Consider the following 25639-nt stretch of genomic DNA (forward strand, 5'->3'; position numbering starts at 1 on the left):
GGCCCCGCTGCTGGCGGGGGTGGTTGGGTGCACCTGGTTGAGTAAAAGTCGGGTCGTGTGGGTGATTTGTTTGCGTTTGGCTTGAGGGTCACCTGGAGTTCGTTCCCGTGGCGTGCGCTTGAGGGCCGTCCGGCGTCGGGTGGGCCCTGGTGAGGGTGCAGGTGTCGTTCGCGCACTGGCGTTCCAGACGGCCGCGGGAGACGGTCTGTGCCAGGCCGGCCAGCCAGCAGGTGGGGCAGCCGCGGAAGGCGATCAGGGACAGCGGGGCCGCCAGCAGGGCCGCCGGGCCGGCGACGGGGGTCAGGGCGATCGAGGCGGTGATCAGCCCGAAGCCCAGGGCGCCGCGCGCCAGGTGGCGGGGGACGGATGTGCTGGCGACGTTCCTCTCGGGCGCCGGCGGCTGTGCGGTGGGCCGGGGCTTCGGCCCCCGCTCGGGGTTCGCGGTGTTCATGAGACTCCTCCGAGTGAGTGCCGCAGTGCCGCGCGTGCTCTGTGCAGACGTGACTTCATCGCGGCGTTGCTCAGACCGAGCGCATGGGCGACGGTCTTGCCGGGCAGGCCCTGTACGTCCCGCATGACCAGGACCTGCTGCTGGTCACGGGGAAGGGCGCAGACCGCAGCCGCGATCCGCTCCGCCTCCAGCCTGCGCAGCACCGCGTCCTCGGCGGACGGTTCCGGTGCCGCGGACGCCTCCGGTCCGGCTGGTGCGTCGCCGCTTCGCGGGATGAGCAGCCGTAGCTGCCGGAGGCATTCGTTGCGTACGATCCGGAACATCCATGCGCCAAGCGCGCCCGTGGCCCGCAGGGTGCCGATCTTCCGGTAGAGGATGATCAGCGCCTCCTGCGCCGCGTCCTCCGCGTCCTGCGGTGAGGCGCACAGCGATACGGCGAACTTGCGCACATGAGGCTGCGATTGCATGACGACGGCGGTGAGCGAGGTGACGTCGCCGGCCTGAGCGGCCTTGATCAGCTGCTCGTCCGGCCAGTGGAAGCGTTGACTCCGCGCCCGGGCGCCGGTCAGCTCCGGCTCCTGTAGCGCCGTATCAGGTGCCAACTGCATGCGCCCACAAGCAAGGCTCCGACCACGACGAGTCCGGTGACCATCATCGGTGTTTCCTCCCGGTTCTGCCGGCCCTGTTCGGCTGGTACAGAGACAGGAGGCAGGGGGGCCCGGAAAGGATTCACCCTGCGGGGGTTGGCTGCCCGTGGCAGCCGTCGTCAGGGGGCCGTGCCGGTGGAGGCTGCTGACTCGGTGCCGGTGGTGGTGCCCTGCACCGTCGTGCCGCCGTCGTCCGTCGTCGTGCCGCCGTCGTCCGTGGTGCCCCCGTCGTCGGTGGTGCCGCCGTTGTCCGTCGTTCCCCCGTCGTCCGTGGTGCCGCCGTCGTCGGTGGTGCCCCCGTCGTCCGTCGTTCCGCCGTCGTCGGAGGTGCCGCCGCCGTCGGTCGTCGTGCCGCCGTTCTGCGTACCGCTGCTGGCGCCGCCCGTGTCCGTACCGCCGCCGTTCGACGACCCGCCCGTCGCGGACCCTCCGTCCGACGACGAGCCGCTGTCCGAGGGCGTACCTGGAGAGCTGCTCGACGGGCTCTGCGGCGGTGCGTCGCTGGTCTCCTCGCCGGTGTCCGTCCACGCCTCCGACGGCTCCGGGGCCGACGACTCCGGGGACGGCGGCGCCGACTCGGAGGACGGGCTGCGGGACGGCTCCTCGGTGGGCAGCGGGTCGTCGTCCGCGGCGGCCGACCGCTCGACCTCGACCCGGTCGGCGGGCGGGTCGTCGCTGCCGGCCATGCCCAGGGTGACCACCGTGCCGAGCACCGCGACGAGCAGCGCGCCGGCGCCCGCCGCGATCAGGTTGCGCTTGGACGCCGCCGCCGCCTCGGCGCCGGGCCCGCGGACCACCGGCGTCACGGCCGTCTCCGCGCCCCCCGAGGGCGGGGAGATGAGGACGGTGGGCCGCTCGCCGCTCTCGGCGGGCTTGCCGGACGCCGTCTCCGGTGCCGCCGGGGTGCCCGCGGGGACCACCGGCAGGGCCGTCGTCACCGCCTCGCTGCTGCCGCCGTGCGTGACCAGCGCGAGCGCGCGCCGGCTGGTGATCTCGCCGCCGCGGTCGGAGATCGCCCCGCGCAGCGCGAGCGCGGCCTCCAACTCGGCCCGCGCCCGCCCGGTGTTGCCGGTGCACAGCGCCAGCACGCCCAGTTCGTGGTGGAAGTACGCCTCCGCCGCGACCTCGCCCGCGCGCCGGGCGGCCTCCTGCCCGTACCGCAGCGCCCGCTCCCAGGCGCTCCAGCGCAGCGCCGCGGCGAACGCGGGGGCCGCGGCGCGCGCGAGCAGCACCGCGGTGCTGGCGGCGGTGCCCTCCCGGTCGGCGACGAGGCCGCCGAGCACGGCGAGGACGGCGTCCGCGTCGTCCGCGACCGTCTCGGGGACCACCGAGCGGTGCGCGGACCACCAGGTGTAGTGCTGCGCGGCGGTGAGCGCCGGGTCCTGGCCGCCCTCGGCCGGCCGGTCGTAGCCGGCGGCGACGAGTTGGGCGGAGACGTCGGCGGCCAGCCGGTAGCGGCCGAGGCCGGCGGAGACCAGCCCGCAGCCGGCCAGTTCGGCGAGCGCGGTGTCGGCCTGGGCGTCGCCGGCGAGGGCGGGAAGCTGCGCGTGGTGCGGGAAGATGCCGCCGAGGGCCACGGCCAGGCGCAGCGCGGTACGGGCCGTCTCGCTGAGCCGCGACGCCAGCAGCGCGGCCGGCGCGGCGCTCTCGGCCAGCGTCGGCAGCGGCCGGCCCGCGCCGGGCCCGGCGAGCCGCAGGAGCGCGCCGGCCTGCACGAACCGCAGCGGCAGCCCCTCCGACTCGAACCACAGGTCCGCCGCCCAGGTGCGCTCCGCGTCGCCGAGCGGACGCCGCCCGGCGCGCTCCAGCAACTGCATGCAGGCGGCGCGGCCGAGGCCCGGCAGCGAGACCTCTTCGAGGTACGAAGCGGCCGTCGGCCTGGCCACGTCGGGGGTGACGGAGATCAGGTACGCGCACTCGGGGGTGGCGGCCAGCAGCTTCTCCAGCGCGGTGCCGGCGAACTCGGCGTCGTCGAGCACCACGACCGCCCCGATGGCCGGCAGCAGCTCGACCAGTTGCCCGGGGTCCGGCCGCCGGCCGGACAGCTCGTAGACGGCGGCGCACAGTTCGTACCGCAGATCGGTGGGGGTGCGCCCCCGGCCGTTCAGCCGGATGACGCCGTCCGGCGCCAGCTCGGCGCAGTCGGCGGCGACGGCCTCCAGCAGGGCGGTGCGGCCGGAGCCGGAGGGGCCGGTGAGGCGTACGGAACGGCCGCGGGAGAGCAGGCGCACCAGCCGCTCGCGGATCTCGTCGCGCTCCAGCAGCGGCAGTTGCGGGCCGGCGGGCCCGGGCGGCGGCGACGGCGGCCGGCGGTGTTCGGCGCGCTCCTCGGCGGTCATCCGGCGCGGCGGGCCGGGGCGTTCGGCGGGCGGGCACAGCTCGGCGTGGGTGCCGTCGACGGGGTTGACGGTGAGGCGGTACTCGCCGGCGATGACGCGGGCCGTCCGCGCCGGGCCCGGCCGGGCTCCGGCGGCGGCAGAGAGGCCGGCGGCTGGGGAGAGCCCGGTGGCGGCGGAGGAGCCGGCGGCCGGGCGGGGGCGGCCGGGGCCCTTGGCGCCGGGGCTGTCCGGCTGGCCGGAGGCCGCGGGCGGGCCCGCGGCTGCCTCGTCGGAGCCGGCCGCCCCGTCGGGACCGGCGGCGTACGGCCGTACGGGCTCGTCCCCCGGAAACGTTCCGGCACTCCCGTCCGCGTACGGACCCGGCGGCTGGTCCCCGGGAAACACCCCGGCGCTCGCGTCCGCGTACCCGTCCGCCGGCCGCTCGTGCTCAGCAGAGCCCGGGGGCGGGGATATCCCCTCGGGTGTGCCGTCCTGTCCATGGCCCGTGTTCGGGTCCATCGCGAAGCCTTCCTGCCCGCAGTCCTACGCCGTGCCGCTCCCCGGCCCGCAAACCCTACGACCTCCGCCGGCCGGTCTGTCGAGGGGGGACTGAAGGGCGCAACCGATTGTTCACCGGATCGTGAGGATGCGGTGGAGTCTGGTGGCCACCAGCAGCCGCTGCATCTGCGGCGGCACCCCGCGCAGCACGAGCCGCCGATCGGCCCGCCCCGCCCTGCGGTGTGCCCCCATGATGACACCCAGCCCGGTGGCGTCCCAGGAGTGCAGGTCGGTGAGGTCGAGGATCAGGTCGCCGTGGCCCTCGTCGACGGCCCGGTGCAGCACGACCCGGGCGTCCGCCGCGCTGCGGACGTCGAGCCGGCCGCCGACGGTCAGCTCGGCGTGGTCCCCGGTGATGTACGCGGACGCCCCTGGGCCCGCGCGATGGCGGGCCGGGTGGCAGGGCGGGGCGCTCTCGCGGCCCTCCGCCTCAAACATGTGCGCTCCCCGTGTGCGGTTTTCGTTTGTCCTCAGGTGCCGCGCCCGTGCCGTTCCCCCGGTGATGTGACCGTCCCGGGCGGTGCCGGGTCGCCGCCTGTACGGGTATCCGCACCGATTTCACCCCGGCGGGGGACGCCGTACCGCCCGCGGCCGGCCGGGCGGCCGGGGAGGGCGGGGCGACGGGACCCGGGGGAGCGGCTGTCAGTGCTCGTAGAAGCCGCGACCGCTCTTGCGGCCGATGTCGCCGGCGTCGACCATGCGGCGCATCAGCTCCGGCGGCGCGAACTTCTCGTCCTGGGTCTCGGTGTAGATGTTCTCGGCGGCGTGCAGCAGGATGTCGATGCCGGTCAGGTCGGCGGTGGCCAGCGGCCCCATGGCGTGGCCGAAGCCCAGCCGGCAGGCGACGTCGATGTCCTCGGCGGTGGCGACACCCGTCTCGTACAGCTTGACGGCCTCGACGACGAGCGCGGTGATCAGCCGCGTGGTCACGAAGCCGGCCACGTCGCGGTTGGCGACGATGCAGGTCTTGCCGGTGGATTCGGCGAAGGCCCGGGCCCGGGCGAGGGTCTCGTCGCTGGTCTTCAGGCCCCGTACCAGCTCGCAGAGCCCCATCATGGGCACCGGCGAGAAGAAGTGCGTGCCGACCACGCGCTCGGGGCGGCCGGTCACCGCCGCGATCTTGGTGAGGGGGATCGCGGAGGTGTTGGAGGCGAGCACCGCGTCGTCGCGCACCAGGCCGTCGAGCGTACGGAAGATGTCCTGCTTGACGTCGAGCCGTTCGAAGACCGCCTCGACGACGATGTCCGCGTCGGCGGCGGCGTCGAGGTCGGTGGTGGTGGTGATCCGGGCGAGCGCCTGCTCGGCGGTGGCCGCGTCCAGCTTGCCCTTGGCGACGAACTTCTCGTACGAGCCCTTGATGCCGTCCGTGCCGCGCGTCAGCGCCTCGTCGGTGAGGTCGCGCAGCACGACGTGCCAGCCGGCCTGGGCGGCGACCTGGGCGATACCGGACCCCATGAGTCCGGCTCCGACGACGGCGAGCTTTCCGGCGGATTCCACGGTGGTTCCCTCGCTAATACGGCTCGTTCACGTGCTGTGAGGCGGACACTAGCGCTCCTGGCCCGTTCGCGGAGCGCTTAGAGATGCGCGTCACGTCTCAGATGACGGACATCACACGTGCGGGGCTCAGTCTCCGGGCCGACGTGCGTAGTTGAGCACCTTTTGGCCCAACAGGTCCGTCATCTCGTCCAGAAGGCCGAGCGCGTCGCGCGAGACGGCCGCCGGGTCGCCGCCGGCGGTCATCTCGCGGCGGATGAGGGCGTAGAGCGTGTTGTTCACCCAGGAGAGCTGACCGGCGATCAGATCCGGGAGCGGGTCGTCCGCGGGTGCGCCGGTCTCCTCGCGGAGAGTGGCGGCGAGATGCAGCAGGGCCTCCTGCTGCATGAGCCAGAGCCGGGCCTTGAGCCCGTCGGCGCCCTGGACGACGACCATGAACTTGCCGATGCCGGGGTTGAGCCCGACCTTGGCGGACACCGCCTCCACGTCCTCGCGCAGCCCGCGCAGTACGGCCTCGGCGGCGGACTCGCCGGGCGCCCGGCCGCGTACGTCGCGGGAGAGGCGCTCGACGACGCCGCGGCTGCGGTCGAGGAAGAGGTCCTCCTTGGCGGGGAAGTAGTTGTACACGGTGTTGACCGAGACATCGGCCGCCTCCGCGACCTCGGCGACGGTGACCGCGTCGAAGCCGCGCTCCAGGAACAGGCCCGTGGCCACGTCGGAGATGTGCTGCCTGGTCTGCCGCTTCTTGCGCTCCCTGAGTCCCTCGGCCATGCGCTCATCGTACCCAGGCTGGTGCTGGTGAAAAGTTAGAGTCGTTGCAAAAATTAAGCGACTCTGTTTTCCTGGGGTCATGGCGATCCTCAGCGCGTCCGGCCTCGCCCGGACCTTCACGACCAAGCAGGGGCCGGTCGAGGCCGTCCGGGGCATCGACCTGCGGGTCCAGCCCGGCACGATCGTGGGGCTCCTCGGGCCCAACGGTGCCGGCAAGACCACCACCCTGCGGATGCTCACCACCCTCCTGCCGCCGACCGGCGGCGCCGCCACCGTCGCCGGCCGCGACCTGGTCGCGGACCCGGCGGGCGTGCGCGCCCGGATCGGGTACGTGGCCCAGTCCAGCGGCGTCGACCCGCAGGTCTCCGTACGGGAGGAACTGGTCACCCAGGGCCGGTTGTACCGGCTGGCGAAGGCAGACGCCGCCGCGCGGGCCGCGGAGATCGCCGCCGAACTCGGCATCGGGGATCTGCTCGACCGGCCCTGCGCCGCGCTCTCCGGCGGCCAGCGGCGCCGGCTCGACCTCGCGCTCGGGCTCGTCCACCGGCCCGCACTGCTCTTCCTCGACGAGCCCACCACCGGGCTCGACCCGGGCAGCCGCGCCGACCTGTGGGACCTGGTGCGCGGGCTGCGCGACGGCCACGGCACGACCGTCGTGCTCACCACGCACTACCTCGACGAGGCCGATGTGCTCGCCGACCGGATCGTGGTCGTCGACCACGGCGTCGTCGTCGCGGACGGCACGCCGGGGGAGTTGAAGCAGCGCCACGCCGGCTCGCCCGACGCCTCCCTCCAGGACGCCTTCCTCGCCCTCACCGGCCGCCGCCCCGCCACGCCTGCCCAGGACCCCGCCCCGCTCTCCGTCTGACGCCCGCCCCGCCCCCGTACGCACCAGCCTCCCGGGAGACACGCCGTGCACGCCCTCGCCGCCGACACCGCCCTCGTCTTCGGCCGCTACGCCCGCCAGACCCTGCGCTCGCGCTTCCAGATGCTCTTCGGCATCCTCATGCCCCTGCTCTACCTCGTCTTCTTCGGCCCGCTGCTGCGCGACCTGCCGCTGGCCGCCGAGGGCAGCTCCTGGCAAGTCCTCGTCCCCGGGCTGCTGATGCTGCTCGGCCTGTTCAGCGCCTCCTTCGCCGGCTTCGGCATCATCGTCGAGAAGAACCTCGGGGTGCTGGACCGCATGCGCGCCACCCCCGTCAGCCGGCTCGCTCTGCTGCTCGGCCGGGTGCTGCGCGACGCGCTGCTGCTGCTCTTCCAGGCCGTGCTGCTCGTTCTGGCCGCGGTGGCGATGGGGCTGCGCGCCCCGCTGCCCGGGGTGCTGATCGGACTGGGGTTCGTCGCGGTGGTCACGACCGCGATGGCCGCGCTGTCGTACGCCTTCGCCCTGCGGGTGCGTACGCCGCAGGAGTTCGGCCCCGTCGTCAACGCGGTCACGCTGCCGTCGATGCTGCTGTCCGGGCTGATGCTGCCGATGGCGCTGGCGCCGGGGTGGCTGGACGCGCTGTCGCGCGCCGTGCCGTACCGCTATCTCGTCGATGCCGTACGCGCCGCCTTCGTCGGCGAGTACGCGGGCACCGAGATGCTCTGGGGCGTGCTCGTCGCCGCCGCGTTCACCGCGGGGGCGGTGACGCTGGGCACACGCGTGTTCCGCAGCGCCGGGGCGTAGTGCTGCGGGCATACGCTGTGCGTATGGTCAACCTGACGCGGATCTACACCCGTACCGGAGACAAGGGCACCACCGCCCTCGGCGACATGAGCCGGGTGCCCAAGACCGACCTGCGGATCTCCGCGTACGCCGACGCCAACGAGGCGAACGCCGTCATCGGGACCGCCCTCGCGCTGGGCGAGCTGCCGGAAGAGGTCGCCCGCGTCCTCACCCGGGTGCAGAACGACCTCTTCGACGTCGGCGCCGACCTCTCCACGCCCGTGCAGCCCGACCCGAAGTTTCCGCCGCTGCGGGTCGAGCAGGAGTACGTCGACCGGCTGGAGGCCGACTGCGACCGCTTCCTCGCCGACCTGGAGAAGCTGCGCAGCTTCATCCTCCCCGGCGGTACGCCGGGTGCGGCGCTGCTGCACCAGGCGTGCACGGTGGTGCGCCGGGCCGAGCGGTCGACGTGGGCCGCCCTGGAGGTGCACGGCGAGATCATGAACCCGCTGACGGCCACGTACCTCAACCGGCTGTCAGACCTGCTCTTCATCCTTGCGCGTACGGCCAACAAGGCGGTCGGCGACGTCCTTTGGGTGCCGGGCGGAGAACGCTGAGCCGGCGCGGGCGACGCGAGCGGCGCCGTCGTCGCGGTCCCCGCCCGGGTCCCCCGCGCCGGCCGGGCGCTGTTTGGGGAAGAGCGTGTAGCTCCCGGCGATGACGATGTTGATGCCGATGACGAACAGCATCCGGGTCTGCCACCCCCGCACCGACTCGGTGCTGCCGTCGTCGCCGACGTAGAAGATCGCGCCCTGCAGCAGCGCGAGCGTGATGCCGCTCGCCAGGATCCAGCGCGCGGCCGTCCTCCACTCGTGCAGCGCGCGCGCCATCCCGTACTTCGGCGGCTTCACCGGCGGCGGCCCGCCGGCGAAGCGGTGCGCGAAGCGGGCGTCGGCCCAGCGGATCGTCGAGGGGCCGAGCCCGATCGAGAAGCCGATGTAGACCGCGGCCAGGCCGTGCTTCCAGTCCGGCTCCGCGCCGTTCTTCAGGTCGACAGCCGTGACGATCAGCATCACGACCTCCAGTGCCGGCTCGCACAGCAGCACCGCGGCGCCCAGCCGCGGTTTCCGTGCCAGGTAGCGCAGTGAGAGACCGCCCGCCAGCAGCATCCAGAAGGCGACCTCGCAGACGATGACGAGCGTGACGATCACGGCGTGCTCTCCCTTCCCCGGCCCTGGTTCCAGGCTCCCGCCCGGGGCGCGCCGCCACGTCGTCGTGCGCGACGATCCCGGACTGCATCCTTCGATGTAGCGCACGCCCTGGAAAGGGGGCCCGGGATACGGAGGCCAGCGGTGCCGCGGCCGTGTTTGATGGGGGAGTGCCCAGCTCACGCCCCTCGCTCAGGCCGCACCGCGACGACGTGCTCATCGCGGTCATCGGCCTGCTCGGCGGGGCGGCGCTGTGGGCGCTGGGGGTGCACGCCCAGGGCGGGCGGCCGTTCGGCGATACGCGGCTGGCGCTGATCCCGCTCGCGGTCATGGCCGGCGCGGAGCTGCTGCGCCGCAGCCGGCCGGTGACCGCGCTGGCCGTCGCCACCGTTGCCGTCGTCGCCGACCAGTTCACCCGGGGCACGCTGGCCACGATCCTGATGTTCACGGACCTGGTGTACGCGGCCGTGCTCTACGGCACCGCCACCGCCGCCCGCTGGATCCCCCGGGCCGCTGTGGCGCTCACCGTGGCCTCGACCCTCGTCGTGCTGGCCGTCTTCCAGGAACGGGCCGCGATCCTCCTCGGCGTCGGCATCGGCCTCCTCACCCTCGCTCCCGCCACCACCGGCGTCGCCGTCCGCACCCACCGCCAGGCCGCCGACGCCGCCCGGCTGCGCGCGGAGCAGACGGCGCTGCTCGCGGAGCTGGACCGGCGCGAGGCTGTCGGCGCCGAGCGGGCCAGGATGGCGCGCGAACTGCACGACATGGTGGCCAACCACCTCTCCGCCATCGCCATCCACGCCACCGCCGCCCAGTCGATCGACGACCGGGAGGCGTCCCGGGAGGCGCTGTCCGTCATCCGCGAGAACAGCGTGCAGGGGCTGGCGGAGATGCGCCGCCTCATCGGCCTGCTGCGCGACGCCGCCGACGCCGATGGCGCCGGCGGCGCGGTGGCAGAGCCGGCGGCGGCGCCGACGCTGGCCGGGCTGACCGCGCTGGTGGCGCAGGCCCGGGTCAACGGCGCGGCCAGCGGCCTCGGCTTCGCCCTGGACGACGCGCGCGAGCCGGGCGCGCGGCTGCCGGCGCCGGTGGACCTGGCCGCGTACCGCATCGTGCAGGAGTCGCTGACGAACGCGCTCAAGCACGCCGCCCCGGGTGAGGTACGCATCGAACTCGCCGGGCCCGAGCCGCTGACGGTGGTGGTGACCAGCCCGCTCGGCGACGGGCGGGGGCAGGACGGGCGGCCGGGCGCCGGGCCCGTACCGCGGGCGCCCGGCTCGGGCGCGGGGCTGATCGGGATGGAGGAGCGCGTGGCGCTGCTGGGCGGCTCGTTCTCCGCGGGCCCCGAGGACGGCGGCGCGGACCCCGAGGGCGGCGGCCCCGGCGACGGGCCGCCGGCCGGGGCGCCCGGCAAGCGCTGGGCGGTCCGGGCCGGGCTGCCCACCGGCGAGGACATCACCGCACCGCAACGGAGTACCCATGGCTGACGCCGCCCCGCCCGTCCGGATCCTCGTCGCCGAGGACCAGCAGGCCGTACGTGCCGGGCTCGTCCTCATCCTGCGCTCCGCCGCCGGGCTCGACGTCGTCGGCGAGGCCGCCGACGGCGAGGAGGCCGTGCGGCTGGCCCGCGAACTGCGGCCGGACGTGGTGCTGATGGACATCCAGATGCCCAGGCTCGACGGGGTCGCGGCGACCCGGCTGATCAGCGCGGAGGGCCTGGCGGACGTGCTGGTGCTGACGACGTTCGACCTCGACGAGTACGTCTTCGGCGCGCTGCGCGCCGGCGCCGCCGGCTTCCTGCTGAAGAACACCGAGGCCGCCGCCCTGGTGGAGGCCGTACGGACCGTCGCGCGCGGCGAGGGGCTGATCGCCCCGGCGGTGACCCGGCGGCTGATCGCCGAGTTCGCGGGCGGCCGGCGGGCCCCGTCGCCCGACGGGCCGGACCCCGCGGTCCTCGACGCGCTCACGCGGCGCGAGCGGGAGGTGCTGGCCTGCCTGGGGCAGGGCATGTCCAACGCGGACGTAGCGGCCCGTCTCGACATGGCGGAGGCCACGGTGAAGACGCACGTCAGCCGGCTGCTGGCGAAGCTGGGGCTGCGCAGCCGGGTGCAGGCCGCGGTGCTGGCCCAGGAGCTGGGCGTCTGAGCGGCCGGGGGCGCCGGATACGGTCCCGCGCCCCCGGCCGGCCGCGTACGGTCAGACGTCCCGCTTCGACAGCAGCGCGAACGCCAGCAGGAGCATCCCGCCGGTGACGGCGGCGAGCATGCCGAGCAGCTCCCAGCCGCCGGCCGCCATGTCGTCGAAGAAGGGGATGTCGAAGAGCGCGGCGAGACCGCTGAGCGGGGAGTACTCGATCAGCTTGCGCTGGACGTCCCTGAGGCTCTCCGCCTGCATGAACAGCGCGATGATCAGCGGCAGCAGGATGAAGCCGACCATCGTGGTGATGGCGCCCGCGGAGTGCCGCAGGATCGCGCCCACGGCCAGCGCGAGCAGACCCAGGAGCGACACGTACAGCGCCGCGCCCACGGTGGCGTCGAACCACTGGCCGCCGGTGGCGATCAGCTCGCCGCTGTCGGAGATCGAGTCCTTGAACATCGGGTCGTCGTAGTTGTACTCGGGCACGGTCTGGCCGCTGAGGACCGACGAGTGGATCAGCGCGGTGATCGCGCACGCCGCGGTGGTGAGCACGAAGGCGAGCACGAAGAAGACCACGGCCTTGGCCGCCAGCACCCGCCAGCGCTGGGGCGAGGCGGTGAGCGTGGTACGGATCATGCCCGTGCCGTACTCGGAGGTGATCACCAGCACGCCGAGCGTGACGATGCAGATCTGGCCGAGCATCAGGCCGAAGAGACCGCCGGAGAGCAGCGGGGCGCCCACCCAGTCGTCGGTGGCCATCGCCAGCGCGATGAGGAAGCCGACGCCGACGACGAGCACCAGCATGATGCCCAGCGTCCACATGGTGGAGCGCACCGAGCGGATCTTGGTCCACTCCGAGGCGAAGGCGTGGCCCAGGTGCGTCCTGATGACCGGGATCGGCGAGGCGTAGCCGCCGCCGGCGGGGGCGCCGCCGGACCCGGGGGCAGGAGCCGCGCCGGGGCCGGGAGCTGCGCCGGGCACGGGCGGGGGGGCGGGGACGGACCCGGGGGCGGCGCCCGGAACCGGGGGCGCGCCGGGGACCGGGGCGGAGGGCTGCGGCGGGTAGCTCATCGGCGGGTCTCACCTTCGCGCGGTGCGGGAGCGGCGGCGCCGGCCGGCACCTGCGGCGCAGCCGGGGGCTGGGGCGGGGCTTGGGGCTGCGGCGCAGGTGCCGGGGGCTGGGGCGGGGCGTACCCCTGCGGCGGGGGCGGGGCGTAGCCGGGCTGTGCCCCGGGCGCGCCGGGCGGCGGCATGCCGGGGGTGGCCGGGGGCATCCCGGGAGCGCCCATGGGCGGCGCGTAGCCGGGGCCGGGGGCCGCGTACCCCTGCGGGGGCACCGGGCCCGCCTGCGTCAGGCCGGCGCGCTGGTCGACGGTGGAGCGGAAGTCCACCGCGCCCTGCGTCATCCGCATGTACGCCTCCTCCAGCGACGCCTCGTGCGGCGACAGCTCCCACAGCCGGATCCCCGCGTCGTGCGCCAGGTCGCTGATCCGCGGCAGCGGCATCCCGACCACGCGCAGCGCCCCGTCGTCCTCTGGCTGCACGTGCGCGCCCTGCTCGGTGAGGGCGGCCGACAGCTTCTCCCGTACCGCCTGCTCGCCGTCGGGGACGCGGACGCGGGCGAAGCTCGCGGAGTGCGTGTTGATGAAGTCCCGGACGCTCATGTCGGCCATGAGCTGGCCGCGGCCGATGACGATGAGGTGGTCGGCGGTGAGCGCCATCTCGCTCATCAGGTGGCTGGAGACGAAGATGGTGCGGCCCTCGCTCGCCAGCCTCTTCATCAGGTTGCGGATCCACAGGATGCCCTCGGGGTCGAGGCCGTTGACCGGCTCGTCGAAGAGCAGGACCTGCGGGTCGCCGAGCAGCGCGCCGGCGATGCCGAGGCGCTGGCCCATGCCGAGCGAGAAGCCCTTGGAGCGGCGGCCCGCCACCTCGCGCAGCCCCACGACGTCGAGCACCTCGTCGACGCGGCGCTGCGGGATCCCGGAGAGCTGGGCGACACAGCGCAGGTGGTTACGGGCGCTGCGCCCGCCGTGCACCGCCTTGGCGTCCAGCAGGGCGCCGACCTGGCGGGGGGCGTTGGGCAGTCTGCGGTACGGGTAGCCGCCGACGGTGACGGTGCCCCTGGTCGGCTCGTCGAGCCCCAGGATCATGCGCATCGTCGTCGACTTGCCCGCCCCGTTGGGCCCCACGAAACCGGTGATGACACCCGGCTGGACGGTGAAGGAAAGGTTGTACACGGCGGTCTTCGCGCCGTAGGTCTTCGTCAGACCCTGTGCTTCGATCATGTGGCCCCCTGCGTCGGACACGGGGGCACGCGCGACTTCCCGTCCCCCTTCAGGCTAAGAGGCTATCGGGGCGCTTCCGGTTCCCGGCGGGCAGGCCACCGGGCCCTCACGGACGGCACCGGGCCGGGCCGGCGAGGGCCGGCGGGCGTCAGGCGTCGCGCTTCTTCAGCACGGCGTACCCGCCGATCAGCGCCGCCGCCGTCCACGCGCACATGATGCCGAAGCCGCCCCACGGCCCGTACGGCGTCGTGTCGCTGTCCAGCGCGCCCGGCACCACCTGCATGATCCGCGACCCCGCCTGGTCGGGCAGGTACTGCCCGATGTCCCTGGTGGCCGGAACCCCCGCCAGGATCGAGGAGATCAGGAAGAAGAACGCCATCAGCAGGCCGAGGGAGAGCACCGTGCTGCGCAGCATCGCGGCGACGCCCATGGAGAACATCGCGATCACGGTCATGTAGAGCCCGGCGCCGATGACGGCCCGCAGCACGTTGTCGTCGCCGATCGACGCGCTGTGGTCGCCGAGCAGGGCCTGACCGAGGAAGAAGGTGATGAAGCTGGTGAGCATCCCGATGACCAGGGCGAGCCCCGTGGCGACGACGACCTTGGAGACGTAGAACGTGGCGCGCTGCGGCACCGCGGCCAGCGAGGTCTTGATCATGCCGGAGCTGTACTCGGTGCTGATCACGAGGACGCCGAAGACGACCATCGCGAGCTGGCCGAGCATCATGCCGAAGAAGCTCACCAGCGTCGGGTCGAAGGTGAGCCGCTCGGCGGGGGAGAGCTCGTCGAAGGTGGCGTTCATGACGCCGGACAGGAGTGCGCCCACCGCGGCGGTGAGGACCAGCGCGGCGGCCAGGGTCCACATCGTGGAGCTGACCGTGCGGACCTTGGTCCACTCCGACTTGAGCACTGCCGAGGGTGCTGCCATGGCCGTCAGTCTCCCTTGCCCCACTGCGGACCCGGCGCGGGCGGCGCGTCCGGCGGCACCGGGGCCGCGGCCCCGGCCGCCACCGCGGCGGCGTCCGGGCCGCTCAGACCGTGCGCGTGGTACTCGACCGCCTGGGCGGTCATCTGCATGAACGCCTCCTCCAGGGAGGCCTGTTGCGGGCTCAGCTCGTGCAGCGTCACCCGGTGCTGGGCGGCCAGCTCGCCGACCGGCTCGGCCATGTCGGTGCCCTCGACCTCGAAGGCGCCGTCCTCGCGCAGGGTGAGCGCCATGCCGGCGGCGGTGGCGGCGTCCTTGAACTGCTCGGGCTGCGGGGTGCGTACGCGCACGTACGACCGCGAGTTCTCCCGGATGAAGCCGGCCATGGAGGTGTCGGCGAGCAGCTTGCCCTGGCCGATGACGACGAGGTGGTCGGCGGTGAGCGCCATCTCGCTCATCAGATGGCTGGAGACGAAGACCGTGCGGCCCTGGGCGGCGAGGCTCTTCATCAGGTTGCGGATCCAGTGGATGCCCTCGGGGTCGAGCCCGTTGACCGGCTCGTCGAACATCAGGATCTCGGGGTCGCCCAGCAGTGCGTACGCGATGCCGAGGCGCTGGCCCATGCCGAGCGAGAAGCCCTTGGACTTCTTCTTCGCCACCGCCGTCAGGCCGACGATCTCCAGCACCTCGCTCACCCGGGAGTCCGGGATGCGGTTGCTCTGGGCCAGGCAGAGCAGGTTGTGGTACGCGCTGCGACCGCCGTGCATGTTCTTCGCGTCCAGCAGGGCGCCGATGTACTTCAGGGGCTCCTGCAGATCGCGGTAGTGCTTGCCGTCGATGCGCACAGAACCGGCCGTGGGGTTGTCGAGGTCGAGCATCATGCGCATCGTCGTCGACTTGCCGGCGCCGTTCGGCCCCAGGAACCCGGTGATCATGCCGGGCCGCACCTGGAAGGTCAGGTCGTCCACGGCGAGCTTGTCGCCGTACCGCTTGGTCAGCCCCTCCAGTTCGATCATGCGCCGATCCTAGGCGGGGACGTCGTCGAACGCATCTTCTCCAACCAATCGACACAAACGGATCGGCGCCCTCCACCCCGAGGGACGGAGGGCGCCGGATGGCTGCCGTGCGGCCTTGCTGCCGTGCGGCCGGGCGGACGAGGCCGCCCGGCCGCACCGGTCTCAGCGGGACTGCTGGGCGGGCACGCCCGGCTTGTCCTCCACCTCGTCGCCGCCCGCCTGGGCGGCGACCTGCGCACCGGTCAGCGTCGCCAGCATCTCGCGGACGTTGGTGAGCTGGGCGTTGATGCTGTCGCGGCGGTTGGTGAGCGCGGCGAGCTCACGCTCGGACTCGCTGCGGATCCGCTCGGCCTTGGCGTTCGCGTCCGCCACGATGTCCTCGGACTGGCGCTGCGCGGTCTCGACCGTCTGGCGGGCGCGGCGCTCGGCGTCGGTACGCAGCTTCTCGGCCTCCAGGCGGAGCTGCTCGGCCCGGTGCTCGATCTCGGCGAGCCGCTTCTCGGCCTTGGCCTGGCGGGAGGCGAGGTCGCGCTCGGACTGGTCGCGGCGCTTGGCGAGGTTGGTCTCGAAGTCCGCGGCGGCCTGGGCGGCCTTGGCGCGGGTCTCCTCGAAGAGGGTGTCCGCCTCCTCGCGCTTGGACTGCGCGTCCTTCTGCGCGTCGGCGCGCAGACCGGCGGCCTCGCCCTTCGCCTTCTCGATGATCCGGGCGCCCTCGTCCTCGGCCTTGGCCTTGCGCTCGGCGGCGAACGACTCGGCGTCGTTGCGCACCTGCTGCGCGGCCGACTCGGCGAGCTCGCGGTGCTGGTCGGCGGCGCGGCGGGCCTCCTCGCGCAGGTCCTTCGCCTCTTCCTCGGCCAGCCGCAGGATCTTCTCCACCCGGGCACCGAGGCCGGCGTACGACGGCTCGGAGTCGTTGATCTGCGCCTGTGCGTTCTGCGTCTCGAGGTGCAGCTCCTCGATGCGCTTCTCAAGGGAGGTGATGCGGGAGAGAGCACTGTCGCGGTCGGCTACGAGCTTGGTGATCCGTTCGTCCACCTGCTCGCGGTCGTATCCGCGCCTTGCGAACTCGAAACCGAAGGGGTTGGCAGTGTCGCTCATGGGGTTCCTGTCGAAAGAGACCGAGTGAGGTGATAAGGGGAATCCTAGGGGTGCTGACGGCGTGTCACAGTGTCAATCCAGGTTTGATCTGGAGAATGTCCGCTCAATCGAGTGGTCTGCCGCCGGGCTGCTTGGCGCCCGACCGGGCCGCGGCAGCGGCAGGGGCCTTCCCGCCACCGTCCTTCCCCTTGCTGACCTGGCTGTTCTTGCCGTCTTTGGAGTCCTTGCCGTTCGCCGCAAGGGTACCGGGGTTCTCGAAGGACTCCAGGGCCTCAAGGACATCCTGCACACGGGAGATCTCCGCGTTGATGTCCTCGCGTCTGCGGGTGATCAACTCCAGTTCGCGGCGGCCCTCGTCGACCATCCGCTTGGCCTCGGCGCGCGCCTCGGCCTTCGTCCGCTCGGCCGCGTCGAGCACCTCGGCCTGCTTCTGCTCGGCCTCGTTGAGCAGTCCCTCCGCCTTCTTCACCGCGGCGATACGGACCTTGCCGGCCTCGCTCTCGGCGTCGCTGACCACCTGCTTGGCGCGCGCCTCGGCCGAGTTGAGCTGCTCGTGAGCTGCGGCGACGAGCTTGTCGACCCGCTCGCCCGCCGCCTTGGTGGCCTCCGCGGCCTCGCGCCTGGCGCGGTCGTGCAGCGCGTCGGTCTCGGCCTCCGTACGGGTCCGCAGCTCCTCGGCGCGCTCGCGGATCGCGCCGGCGTCCCGGCGGGCCTCCTCCAGCATCCGGTCGGCGTCCGCGCGGGCCTTCTCCACCAGCCCGCTCGCCTCCGCGGTGGCGTCGCGCACCAGCCGATCGGATTCCTTGCGGGCGGCGGCCACCATCACGTCGGCCTGCTCCTCGGCCGCCGCGGTGGCCCGGGTCGCCTCCTCGTGCGCCTTCTCGACCAGCTTGTCGGCCTGCTCAGCGGCCTCCGTACGGCGCTTCGCGGCATCGCCGCGGGACTCGTCCCGGACCCGCTCAGCCTCGGTACGCAGGCGTTCGGCCTCTGCTAGCGCCTCGTTGACGGTGGTTTCCGCCAACTCCTTGGCGGCGTCCGTCTCTTCCCTGGTCTCCCGGCGCAGCGTCGCCGCGGCGTGCTCCGCGGCCGAGCGCAGCCCCGCGATCTCCTCGTCTGCCTGCGCCCGCAGTTCGCTGACCGAGTCCCGCACCTGCTGGGCGGTCTGCTCGGCCGTGGCCACCAGCTCCCGCGCCCGGCGCTCGGACTCCTCGGTGACCCGGGCGGCCTCGGTCTGCGCCTCCTCGACCCGCTTGCGCGCCGAGGCCAGCAGCTCCTCGGCCTGCCGGGTGGCCTGCGTCCGCTCCCGCTCGGCCTCGCCGCGGGCGGCCGTCAGCAGCTCCTCGGCCTCACGCCGCCGGCGCGCGGCCTCCTCCTGCGCGGCGGTCAGCGCCTCCTGCGCCTCGGCCGCCAGCCGCTCGGCGGCGGCCGAGGCCTCGGAGCGGATCCGGTCGGCCGCCTCCTGGGCCTCGCGGCGCAGCCGCTCGGACTCGCCCGTGGCGTCCTCGTGCAGCCGCTGGGCGGCGGCCTCGGCCTCGGCGCGGGTCGTGGCCGTCTCCGCGGCGGCCTCCTCGCGCATCCGGGTCGCCTCGGCCTGCGCCTGCTGCTGGAGCGTACGCAGCCGCTCCGCGGCCTCCGCGCGCAGCCGCTCGGTCTCCTCCGCGGCCTCCCGGCGGATGCGCTCCGCCTCGCCGCGGGCCCCGGCCAGTGCCTCGTCGGCGGCCGTGACCCGGCTGGCCGCCTCCTGCTGGAGCCGGTCCAGCTCCGTCTGCGCCTCGGCCCGGCGGGCGGCGACGGCCTCGTCGGTCTCCGTACGGGTCTTGCGCGCGGCCTCGTCCGCCGCCTCGGTGATCTTCTTCGCCTGGGCCTCGCCCTCGGCGCGCAGCTCGTCGGCCTCCGTGCGGGCCTTGGCCAGCGCCTCCTCGGCCCGCTCCCGCAGCGTCGCGGCCCGCTCCGCGGCCTCGCCGCGTACCCGCTCACCCTCGGCCGTAGCGGCCTCACGCAGCTCCTCGGCGTCGGTGCCGGCCTTGGCGAGCAGCTCCTCGGCGGACTTCGCCGCCTCCTCGATCTGCGCGACGGCGTCCTTGCGGGCCTCGCCGCGGATCCGCTCGCCCTCGGCCGTGGCCTCCGCGCGCAACTGCTCGGCCTCGTCCCGCAGCCGCCGGGCCTCGCCCTGCAGCTCGGCCGTCTTGGCCCGGAACTCCTCGGTGTCGTCCTTGGCCGCGCCCTTGAGCTGCTCGGCCGCCGCCGCGGCCTCGTCCCGCAGCCGCTCGGCCTCCGCCTCCGCCTCCCGGCGGATCCGGTCGGCCTCCTCGCCGGCGGCCGTGGTGGTGTCCTCGGCCTGCTTTGACGCCTTGTTGAGCACGTCCTCGGCGGTCTTGGCGGCCTTGGCGATGGCGTTCGCGCTGTCCTCGGCGGAGCGGGTACGGGCCGTCTCCTCGGCCTCCGCGATCAGGGCCTCGGCCTGCGTACGGGCGTCGGCCCGCACCTGCTCGGCCTCCGCCTTGATCGTCTCGGCCTCCTTGGTGGCCTCGCCGACCAGCCGGGCGATCTCGTTGCGCGTGGTGCGCATCCGCTGGTCGGCGCCCGCCTCGGTCTCGGCGATCTTCTTGGTCGCCGCCTCCTCGGCCTGCGCCACCAGCCGGTCCGCCTCGGTGCGCGCGGCGCGCAGCGCGGCCTCGGCCTCGGCCAGCTTCTCCTCGGCCCGGCGCTGCGCCTCGGTTGCCTCCCGGCGGGCCTCCTCCGCCTCCCCGGCCGAGGAGCTGCGCAACTGCTCGGCGTGGGTGGTGGCCTCCTGGGCCTGGGTGGACGCGGCGTTCAGCAGCCGCTCGGCGTCGGCGCGGGCGCGCCGCAGCAGGTCGTCCGCCTCGGCGCGGGCCGCCTCCGCCTCGCTGCCGACCCGCTGGCGGGCCTGCTCCGACTGGCGCTGCGCCTCGGCCCGGGCGGCGGCGATGAGCCGGTCCGCCTCGGTCCTGGTCTCGTCCATCAGCCGGCGGGCCTGCGCCTCGGTACGGGAGCGCAACTGCTCGGCCCAGGAGACGTTCTCGTTGACGTGGGTCTCGACGGTGGTGCGGCGCTCCGCCAGCTCCTCGTCGAGCCGCTGCCGCCGGGCGATCGCCTCGGCGTGCAGGTCGGCCTCCAACCGGGCCTGGCGCTCGGCGTGCTCCTGGAGCAGCCGCTGCGCCTGGGCGCGGGACTCGCGCAGCTCGCGCTCGACGTCGGCGCGCAACTGGTCGGCCTGGGCCTGGGCGTTGCGCAGCAACTGCTCGGCCTGGTGCGAGGCGCTGTCGAAGGAGGTGCGGGCGCCGAGTCCGCGGCGCGCCTCGTGCAGCTTGGCGCGCAGCACCTCGACCTGGTAGCCGAGGTCCTCGGCGTGCTGGACGGCCTTCTCCCGCTCCTTCTTCAGCCGCTCGATCTCGGCCTCGAACTGCGAGAGCCCGTCCATCACGGCGTCAGGCTCGTAGCGGTCGTAGCCCCGCACTGCGCGGTCCCATCCGTCCCCGGGTCGTTTCTGCCCTACTGGCAATGGCAATGGCGATGACGTGTGCTGCGTTCGTCTGCTGGGTTCGTGTGCTGGTGTCGATGGTGTCAGATGATCGGGCCGCCCAGGACGCGGGCGGCCCCCTGCACTCTACCGGCCGTGGGAATCAAAGGTCAGTGTGCGCCCGCGGCCGATGCGGAAGTGACCAATTCTGTCAGCACTCCGTGGCAGTCCTTGGGGTGCAGGAACGTGATCCGCGAGTCCATCGAGCCGCGCCGCGGCTCGTCGTCGAGGACGCGTACGCCCTTGTCACGGATGGCGGCGGCGTCGGCGTCGACGTCCGGGGTGCCGAAGGCGATGTGGTGGACGCCCTCGCCGTTCTTCGCCAGCCACTTGCCGACCGGCGAGTCCTCGCGGATGGGTTCGAGCAGTTGCAGGTACGAGGCGCCGCCGTCGGACGTCCCGTTGATCTTCAACATGGCCTCGCGGACACCCTGTTCCTCGTTGACCTCGGTGTGGAACACCTCGAAGCCGTAGGTGGCGCGGTAGAACTCGACGGTCGTGTCCAGGTCGCGGCAGGCGATCCCGATGTGGTCGATGCGTGTGAGCATGCGCACAGTCCACCGCCGCGCGGGGAGGTTACGCAACGTGCGCACGGTCACACCGTACGAACCGTGACCCGGGCGCGTGCCGCTACGTACGCTGAAGTTAACCCTCATTCACTTCTCCCCGAAGGGGATGCACATGACTGACAGTGGCACGTCAGGCACCACGTCTGTGATCGTCGCGGGCGCCCGTACGCCCATGGGACGCCTCCTCGGCTCCCTCAAGCCGCTGACCGGCGCGGACCTGGGCGGCTTCGCCATCAAGGCGGCACTGGCGCGTGCGGGCGTCGCGGCCGACCAGGTGGAATACGTGATCATGGGGCAGGTGCTCCAGGCCGGGGCGGGGCAGATCCCGGCGCGGCAGGCCGCGGTCAAGGCCGGCATCCCGATGAGCGTGCCCGCGCTGACCGTGAACAAGGTGTGCCTGTCCGGCCTCGACGCCATCGCGCTGGCCGACCAGCTCATCCGCGCCGGCGAGTTCGACATCGTCGTCGCCGGCGGCCAGGAGTCCATGAGCAACGCCCCGCACCTGCTGCCGAAGTCCCGCGAGGGCGTGAAGTACGGCGCGCTGCAGATGCTCGACTCCATGGCCCACGACGGGCTCACCGACCCCTTCGAGGGCATCGCCATGGGCGAGTCCACCGAGAAGCACAACACCCGCCTCGGCATCGCCCGCGAGCCGCAGGACGCCTTCGCCGCCGCCTCCCACCAGCGGGCCGCCGCCGCGCAGCAGCACGGCGTCTTCGCCGAAGAGATCACCCCGGTCGAGGTCCCCCGGGGCAAGGGCGTGTCCGTGACCGTCGACACCGACGAGGGCATCCGCCCGGGGACCACCGTCGAAGGGCTGGCCAGGCTGCGGCCCGCGTTCTCGCCCGACGGCACGATCACCGCGGGCTCCTCCTCGCAGATCTCCGACGGCGCCGCCGCCGTGGTCGTCATGAGCCGGGCCAAGGCCGAGGCGCTGGGGCTGACCTGGGTGGCCGAGATCGGGGCCCACGGGAACGTGGCGGGCCCGGACAACTCCCTGCAGTCGCAGCCCTCGAACGCCATCCTGCACGCGCTGAAGAAGGAGGGCATCGACGTCGGCGACCTCGACCTCATCGAGATCAACGAGGCGTTCGCGGCCGTCGCCGTGCAGTCCATGAAGGACCTCGGCGTCACCCCCGAAAAGGTGAACGTCAACGGGGGCGCCATCGCGCTCGGTCACCCGATCGGGGCCTCGGGCGCCCGGCTCGTGCTGCACCTGGCCCTCGAACTGAAGCGCCGCGGCGGCGGCGTCGGCGCGGCGGCCCTGTGCGGCGGCGGCGGCCAGGGCGACGCGCTGGTGGTCCGGGTGCCGAGGGCCTGACGGCCGGTACCGGACCCCGGGGCGCGCCGGGCCCTGAGGCGCGCCGGGCCCCGGGGTGCGCTTGGCCCCAGGGCGCGCCGGGTACGGGGCCGCCGGGCGGGCCGGGCGCGGGAGCGCGCCGGCCTTGCCCGGTCGGCGGCCCGCCCGGGCACCGGCCGCCCGGCCGTCCGGCCGGCCGCCCCGCGGACGCCGGGGCACCGGTCATCCCGCAGGGTGGTCAACGGGGGCGGACCGCCCCGGTCCCCGGGCCGACGGCACGGGCCCCGCGGCCCGAGCGGCGGGCGGGCCCCGGGGCCGGGGCAGGGGTGCGGCCCCGGCCGAGGGGCGGCCCCGAGGCCGGCGCCGCAGGCGCACCGGGCCGGGTTCGGCAGCGCAGCCCCGCGGCGCAGGCGCGCGGGGCCCGGGGCAGCGCCCCGGTGGGAGACAGACCCGTACGGACGCAAGGAGCGATCACAGATGCCAGCCCCAGACGTACCCGCCCTCGTGGCCGCCGCCCGCGAGGGCAGGCCCCGGGCCGTCGCCCGGCTCATCACCCTGGTCGAGGGCGCGTCGCCGCACCTGCGCGAGGTGATGGCCGCCCTCGCGCCGCTCGCCGGCCGGGCCTACGTCGTCGGGCTCACCGGCTCGCCCGGCGTCGGCAAGTCCACGTCCACCTCCGCCCTGGTCAGCGCGTACCGCAAGCGCGGCAAGCGGGTCGGCGTGCTGGCCGTCGACCCCTCCTCGCCCTTCTCCGGCGGCGCGCTCCTCGGCGACCGGGTGCGGATGGGCGAGCACGCGTCCGACCCCGGCGTCTACATCCGCTCCATGGCCACCCGCGGCCACCTCGGCGGGCTGGCCTGGTCCGCGCCGCAGGCGATCCGGGTCCTGGACGCCGCCGGCTGCGACGTGGTGCTGGTCGAGACCGTCGGCGTGGGGCAGTCGGAGGTGGACATCGCCGGGCAGGCCGACACCTGCGTGGTGCTGCTTGCGCCCGGCATGGGCGACGGCATCCAGGCGGCCAAGGCCGGGATCCTGGAGATCGGCGACGTGTACGTGGTCAACAAGGCCGACCGCGACGGCGCGGACGCCACCGCCCGCGAGCTGAACCACATGCTCGGCCTCGGCGCGGCCCGCGCCCCCGGCGACTGGCGCCCGCCCATCGTCAAGACCGTCGCCGCCCGCGACGAGGGCACCGACGAGGTCGTCGAGGCGCTGGAGAAGCACCGGGCGTGGATGGAGGAGCACGGTGTGCTGGCCGGGCGCCGGCTGCGGCGGGCGGCCCGGGAGGTCGAGACGATCGCGGTGACGGCGCTGCGCGAGCGCATGGCCGACCTGCACGGCGACCGCCGGCTGTCGGCGCTCGCGGAGCGGATCACCGCGGGGGAGCTGGACCCGTACGCCGCCGCCGACGAGCTGCTCGCCGGGCTCACCGGCGGCTGACGGCGCGGGCGGCAGGCCGCGGGCGTACGCACGGCAGAGTCCGGCCCGTACGCCCGCGGCCCCGCGGCTTGCCTGCCTTACCGGCCTTACCGCCTTACCCGGCTTACCTGCCGAACATCGCGGGAGGTCCCTGGCCTGCCCCGCCCGGCACGCCCTGCTGCCCCGGCACGGCGCCCGTCGCCAGCCCGGCCTGCATCGTCTCCGTCGACTGCAGCAGCACCTGCCCGGCACCGGTGAACTGGAACTGGTGCTCCTCGCCGGACGCGCCGCCGATGCCGGTCATCGCGCGGATGCCGCCGAGGAGGCCCTGCATGTAGCCGTGGTCGTAGTGGTGGCACGGCGAGGGGCAGTCGGCCCACCCCACCAGCGCCTGCGGGTCGACCCGGATCGGCGGCTCGACGAAGACGACGGCGCCGTTGGAGACGGCGACGAACTTGCCCGTGCCGATCAGCGTCAGAAAGCCCGGCACGATCGACTGCTTCAGCTCCAGGCCGGGCTCGAACGCCAGCAGGTTCCCGGAGCGGATCGTGAGGTTGCCGTCGTCCAGGTCGTAGGAGTTGACGTCGAACGCCCGGTCCGCGAGCACCATCACGCCGCTGCCCTGCGCCACCACCCAGTCCGCCGCGTGCAGCGGCGAGTGGAAGCTGCCGGCGACCAGGCCGTCGAACGCCCCGTGGCCGACGCCCTCGAAGGAGATCTGCCCGTAGTAGGCGATCATCTTCCCCTTCTGCAGGAACCACTGCCCGTTCAGGGCGACGCTGAAGGCGTACGGGTGGACGTTGTCGTTGCGCGGCAGCGTGTTGACGTCATGGACGACGGGTCCGGCGGGTCCGGCGGTCAAAGCTTCTCCTCCGATGCCTGCACGTACACCGTGCCGTTGCCTGACAGCTCCAGTTGGAACGCCTCGCCGGAACCGCGCCCCACCATGTCGCGCCAGCCGAGCGCCGTGGAGAGCTTGTTCTGCACCTGGCCGCGGTGCGCGACGTACGCCTGCGGGTCGACGTGCACCGGCCGCTGCGGGGTGATCGGCAGCTCCAGCACGCCGCCGTGGGCCATCACCGCCACCGCGCCGTGGCCGGCGAGGGTGGTGGTGAACAGGCCCTGCCCGGTGACCTGGCCGCGGACCATGCCCATGACGCCGCCCTGCGAGCCCATGAACATTGTGCCCTGCTGCAGCGAGCCGTCGAAGGCGAGCAGCCGGTCGGCCTCCACGTACAGGGTGTCGCCGGCCATCTCCACCACGTGCACCTCGTGGCCGCCGTGCCCGAACATCACGGTGCCGTGGCCCTCGACGGTCATCAGCGGCGTCGCCTCGTTCGCGACCCGGCGGCCGATCATCGAGGTCAGCCCGCCCTGGCCGCCCTGGATGTTGGGCGTGAAGCTGACCTGCCCGGTGTACGCGAGCATCGCGCCCCGCTGGCTGTACATCGTCTGGCCGGGCAGCACCTGCGCCTCGGCGATCTTCGAATTGAGCATGCGGAACGGCATCAGACCGCGCCCCCCACCGTGTTGCGCTCGCTGGGCTGTACGTAGACCAGCCCGTCGCCCTCGAAGCGGATCTGGAACCCCTCGCCGCCGCCCTCGCCTATGAGGGTGCGGAACGTCGCGCCCGACTGGAAGTGCTGCTGCACCTGGCCGGTGTGGGCGACGTACGCGCCCGGGTCGACGACCAGCGGCGTGGCCGGCGTCACCCGCAGCACCACCGCGGGCCCGTCCGACATGACCGCCACCTGGCCCGTGCCCTCCACCGTGGTGGTGAAGAGACCGGTGCCGGTGCTCGCGCCGCGCATCCCCGTGAAGCTCGTCCCCGTCTTCAGCCCGCCGTCGGTCGCCAGCAGGTTGCTGGACTCCACGTACAGCTTGTCGGCCTGCAGGCCGACAAGGTTGATCACGCTGGCCCGGTCGGCGAAGTAGCAGGTGCCCTGCCCCTTCGCCTCCATCAGCTCCATCTGCTCGCCGGTCAGCCGGCGCGTCACCATCCCCCGGATCCCCTCGCCGCCCCCCGTGAGCTTCTTGAACGCCATCTGGCCGTCGTAGGCGACCATCGAGCCGTTCTTCGCCTTCACCGCGTCGCCGGCCATGTCCACGGCCAGCACCTTGCTGCCTTGTAGTCGAAACTGAGCCACGCGCTGACGCTAGCGGCTCGGTCACCCTCCCGGAAGGCCGGGTATGAGCGACTGACACAATGGGGTCCAGTTTGCCCGGGGAGATCCCCCGGTTCCCGGACGATC

Annotated in this window: 24 protein-coding genes; 7 read left to right on the plus strand and 17 right to left on the minus strand. The window is 73.8% G+C overall.

From position 1 onward, the window contains the following. Positions 1 to 88 precede the first annotated feature (88 nt). From B124_RS21770 to B124_RS21795, 6 genes are all read right to left on the minus strand, one after another. On the minus strand, positions 89 to 451 hold the full coding sequence (locus B124_RS21770; protein ID WP_496504582.1) for a hypothetical protein: 363 nt from the start codon (positions 449 to 451) through the stop codon (positions 89 to 91). Continuing rightward, a complete protein-coding gene (locus tag B124_RS21775) occupies positions 448 to 918 on the minus strand; it encodes an RNA polymerase sigma factor (RefSeq protein ID WP_496504626.1) in 471 nt (156 codons plus the stop codon). The genes B124_RS21770 and B124_RS21775 overlap by 4 nt, the downstream gene beginning before the upstream one ends. A 299-nt stretch (positions 919 to 1217) precedes the next feature. Continuing rightward, positions 1218 to 3935 carry an ATP-binding protein gene (locus B124_RS21780; RefSeq protein ID WP_496504583.1) on the minus strand — a complete coding sequence of 906 codons (2718 nt, stop codon included), beginning with the start codon at positions 3933 to 3935 and terminating at the stop codon, positions 1218 to 1220. Positions 3936 to 4046: 111 nt separating this feature from the next. Continuing rightward, positions 4047 to 4412, minus strand: a complete 366-nt coding sequence (locus B124_RS21785; protein WP_496504584.1) for an STAS domain-containing protein — start codon at positions 4410 to 4412, stop codon at positions 4047 to 4049. 204 nt (positions 4413 to 4616) lie between these two features. Continuing rightward, positions 4617 to 5471, minus strand: coding sequence for a 3-hydroxyacyl-CoA dehydrogenase family protein (locus B124_RS21790; protein WP_496504585.1), 855 nt, complete (start codon positions 5469 to 5471; stop codon positions 4617 to 4619). A gap of 126 nt (positions 5472 to 5597) precedes the next feature. Next, the gene (locus B124_RS21795) at positions 5598 to 6239 is read right to left on the minus strand and encodes a TetR/AcrR family transcriptional regulator (RefSeq protein ID WP_496504586.1); all 642 of its coding nucleotides are present in this window, start codon (positions 6237 to 6239) and stop codon (positions 5598 to 5600) included. 79 nt (positions 6240 to 6318) lie between these two features. Here B124_RS21795 and B124_RS21800 point away from each other — a divergent pair, with 79 nt between their 5' ends. Genes B124_RS21800 through B124_RS21810 form a run of 3 tightly spaced genes read left to right on the plus strand, consistent with a single transcriptional unit; the run spans position 6319 to position 8504 of the window. After that, entirely contained in the window at positions 6319 to 7107 is a 789-nt protein-coding gene (locus B124_RS21800; RefSeq protein ID WP_496504587.1) for an ABC transporter ATP-binding protein, read from the plus strand. A 45-nt stretch (positions 7108 to 7152) separates the two neighbouring features. Beyond that, a complete protein-coding gene (locus B124_RS21805; protein ID WP_496504588.1) occupies positions 7153 to 7908 on the plus strand; it encodes an ABC transporter permease in 756 nt (251 codons plus the stop codon). Between the two features lie 23 nt (positions 7909 to 7931). After that, positions 7932 to 8504, plus strand: coding sequence for a cob(I)yrinic acid a,c-diamide adenosyltransferase (locus B124_RS21810; protein WP_496504589.1), 573 nt, complete (start codon positions 7932 to 7934; stop codon positions 8502 to 8504). Here the strand turns inward: B124_RS21810 and B124_RS21815 are convergent. Further along, a complete protein-coding gene (locus B124_RS21815) occupies positions 8424 to 9098 on the minus strand; it encodes a hypothetical protein (RefSeq protein ID WP_496504590.1) in 675 nt (224 codons plus the stop codon). The genes B124_RS21810 and B124_RS21815 overlap by 81 nt on opposite strands. Before the next feature lie 167 nt (positions 9099 to 9265). Here B124_RS21815 and B124_RS21820 point away from each other — a divergent pair, with 167 nt between their 5' ends. Beyond that, entirely contained in the window at positions 9266 to 10582 is a 1317-nt protein-coding gene (locus B124_RS21820; protein ID WP_496504591.1) for a sensor histidine kinase, read from the plus strand. Beyond that, positions 10575 to 11240: a response regulator gene (locus B124_RS21825; RefSeq protein ID WP_496504592.1), complete on the plus strand. Its 666-nt coding sequence runs from the start codon at positions 10575 to 10577 to the stop codon at positions 11238 to 11240. Before B124_RS21820 ends, B124_RS21825 begins: the two co-directional genes overlap by 8 nt. Positions 11241 to 11291: 51 nt before the next feature. Here B124_RS21825 and B124_RS21830 read toward each other — a convergent pair whose 3' ends face one another. The 7 genes from B124_RS21830 to mce all read right to left on the minus strand — a co-directional run bounded on the left by B124_RS21830 (position 11292) and on the right by mce (position 20647). Then, positions 11292 to 12302, minus strand: coding sequence for an ABC transporter permease (locus tag B124_RS21830; RefSeq protein WP_496504593.1), 1011 nt, complete (start codon positions 12300 to 12302; stop codon positions 11292 to 11294). Then, positions 12299 to 13519: an ABC transporter ATP-binding protein gene (locus B124_RS21835; protein WP_496504594.1), complete on the minus strand. Its 1221-nt coding sequence runs from the start codon at positions 13517 to 13519 to the stop codon at positions 12299 to 12301. The genes B124_RS21830 and B124_RS21835 overlap by 4 nt, the downstream gene beginning before the upstream one ends. A 148-nt stretch (positions 13520 to 13667) precedes the next feature. Continuing rightward, positions 13668 to 14447, minus strand: coding sequence for an ABC transporter permease (locus B124_RS21840; protein WP_496504595.1), 780 nt, complete (start codon positions 14445 to 14447; stop codon positions 13668 to 13670). 5 nt (positions 14448 to 14452) lie between these two features. Next, positions 14453 to 15460, minus strand: a complete 1008-nt coding sequence (locus B124_RS21845) for an ABC transporter ATP-binding protein (RefSeq protein ID WP_496504596.1) — start codon at positions 15458 to 15460, stop codon at positions 14453 to 14455. 162 nt (positions 15461 to 15622) lie between these two features. Beyond that, on the minus strand, positions 15623 to 16558 hold the full coding sequence (locus B124_RS21850; protein WP_496504597.1) for a cellulose-binding protein: 936 nt from the start codon (positions 16556 to 16558) through the stop codon (positions 15623 to 15625). 103 nt (positions 16559 to 16661) lie between these two features. Beyond that, positions 16662 to 20036 carry a polarized growth protein Scy gene (gene scy / locus B124_RS21855; protein WP_496504598.1) on the minus strand — a complete coding sequence of 1125 codons (3375 nt, stop codon included), beginning with the start codon at positions 20034 to 20036 and terminating at the stop codon, positions 16662 to 16664. 173 nt (positions 20037 to 20209) lie between these two features. Beyond that, positions 20210 to 20647, minus strand: a complete 438-nt coding sequence (gene mce, locus B124_RS21860; protein ID WP_496504599.1) for a methylmalonyl-CoA epimerase — start codon at positions 20645 to 20647, stop codon at positions 20210 to 20212. A 133-nt stretch (positions 20648 to 20780) separates the two neighbouring features. On the opposite strand from mce, the gene B124_RS21865 reads away from it, so the two are divergent. Then, on the plus strand, positions 20781 to 21989 hold the full coding sequence (locus B124_RS21865) for an acetyl-CoA C-acetyltransferase (protein WP_496504600.1): 1209 nt from the start codon (positions 20781 to 20783) through the stop codon (positions 21987 to 21989). Between the two features lie 456 nt (positions 21990 to 22445). Next, on the plus strand, positions 22446 to 23408 hold the full coding sequence (meaB, locus tag B124_RS21870; RefSeq protein ID WP_496504601.1) for a methylmalonyl Co-A mutase-associated GTPase MeaB: 963 nt from the start codon (positions 22446 to 22448) through the stop codon (positions 23406 to 23408). Positions 23409 to 23511: 103 nt separating this feature from the next. On the opposite strand, the gene B124_RS21875 is transcribed toward meaB, so the two are convergent. Genes B124_RS21875 through B124_RS21885 form a run of 3 tightly spaced genes read right to left on the minus strand, consistent with a single transcriptional unit; the run spans position 23512 to position 25534 of the window. Next, the gene (locus B124_RS21875) at positions 23512 to 24249 is read right to left on the minus strand and encodes an AIM24 family protein (RefSeq protein ID WP_496504602.1); all 738 of its coding nucleotides are present in this window, start codon (positions 24247 to 24249) and stop codon (positions 23512 to 23514) included. Beyond that, positions 24246 to 24896: an AIM24 family protein gene (locus B124_RS21880; RefSeq protein WP_496504603.1), complete on the minus strand. Its 651-nt coding sequence runs from the start codon at positions 24894 to 24896 to the stop codon at positions 24246 to 24248. The genes B124_RS21875 and B124_RS21880 overlap by 4 nt, the downstream gene beginning before the upstream one ends. After that, entirely contained in the window at positions 24896 to 25534 is a 639-nt protein-coding gene (locus B124_RS21885; RefSeq protein WP_496504604.1) for an AIM24 family protein, read from the minus strand. Before B124_RS21885 ends, B124_RS21880 begins: the two co-directional genes overlap by 1 nt. Positions 25535 to 25639 lie beyond the last annotated feature (105 nt).

Source organism: Streptomyces sp. CNP082, assembly GCF_059570535.1.